1 protein-coding gene is annotated in these 1,368 nt (G+C 78.4%); it reads right to left on the bottom strand.

The window, feature by feature from the left end:
• A partial coding sequence (locus tag HLB09_RS17105) for a hypothetical protein (RefSeq protein ID WP_212771310.1) occupies positions 1-1,212 on the bottom strand: 1,212 nt, incomplete at its 3' end.
• Positions 1,213-1,368 lie beyond the last annotated feature (156 nt).

The raw sequence follows: 1,368 nt of genomic DNA on the forward strand, positions 1-1,368 counted from the left end.
GACGGCGAGCAGGCCGGCGCCGACGGCCACGAGGCCGCCGTCGACACCGCCGCCCTCGACGCCCGTGTTCGAGCGCAGGCCCTCGTTCTGCGCGGGCGGCGCCGGGGTGGCGGGCGCCGGCGTCGCGGTCGCCGTCGGCGCGGGGGCCGGGGCGGGGGCGGCCGCCGTCAGCACCACCGGGGCGATGTCGGTGCCGACGGTGTCGGGCACCTCGCCGCTCTCCACGTCGACGCCCTCGGGCAGGAGCGCCGTCGTCAGCAGGTACTCGCCGGCGGGCAGGTCCGCCGCCGGGGTGACCACGGCGCTGCGGCCGTCGGGGGCGACCTCGACGTCGGCGAGGTCGGAGAGCTCGTCCGCGAGCGGGGCCAGCTCCTCGGAGAGCTCGGACGGCGACATCCGGCTCCCCCCGGCGGCGGGGCTCATGCCGCCGGCGAGGCCCGCGAGGCCCTCCACGTCGATCCCCAGCTCGTCGTAGGTCTCCTCGTCGAGCGGCAGCAGCAGCAGGCCCTCGGCCACCAGCGTCGTGAGGCCGAGGGTCCCGTACGCGCTGCCGTCCGGGACGGTGACCTCGAGGGGCTGGCCGGCGGTGAGCTCGAGCGGCTCCGTGGCGAAGGACGCCGCCGCGAGCACGCCGGCGAGCTCGAGCGCGGGCGCGTCGTAGGGCGCCTCCGGGAGGACGTCGAGCGGGAGGAGCGTGACGGGCGGGACGTCAGGCAGCGCGGGAGCGACGAGGCCGCCGACGACGACGACGAGCTCGCCGTCCGCCTCGGCCACGGCCGGGACGGCCGCCAGGGCGGCGGTGTCGAGCTCGAAGGCGAGGACGCCCTCGACGACGTCGAGGCCGATCTGGTCGGTGGTCGCGAGCGCGTCTGCGGGCAGCGTGGTGCCGTCGAAGTCCTCGAGCTGGTCGGCGCTCAGCACGGCGGCCTGCGCACCGGTGCCCGCCTCGGCCACGCTCGAGGGCAGGGCCAGCGCGACGGCGCCGGACGCGGGGACCGGCAGGAGGCCCTCGGCGAGGAAGGTCTCGTCCTGGAGCAGAGCCGGGTCGGCGGGCGTGCCCGAGAGGGCGAGCACCAGCTCGTCGGGGGCCGGGGCGAGCTCGTAGGTGGTCGTCGCGGCCGACGCGCTGGGCGCGGCGACGGCGAGGGCGGTGGTCGCGGCCAGGACGCCGAGCCCCGTGCTGGCGGCTCGGCGGGTGGTCGTGATCGGCATGGAGGCCCTCTCGGGTCGGGACGGGCGTCGGCACGCCCGCGGCGCGCCCGACCCTAGAGGTCGGACATCACGGGCGAGGCGGAACGGCAGAAGCGCTTTCCGGTTCCGCCGTCCCCGTGGCTCAGGCGCCGCGGCGCCCCCGGCGCAGCGTCGCCG

This window comes from Pseudokineococcus marinus, assembly GCF_013004605.1.
Taxonomy (GTDB): Bacteria; Actinomycetota; Actinomycetes; order Actinomycetales; family Quadrisphaeraceae; genus Pseudokineococcus; species Pseudokineococcus marinus.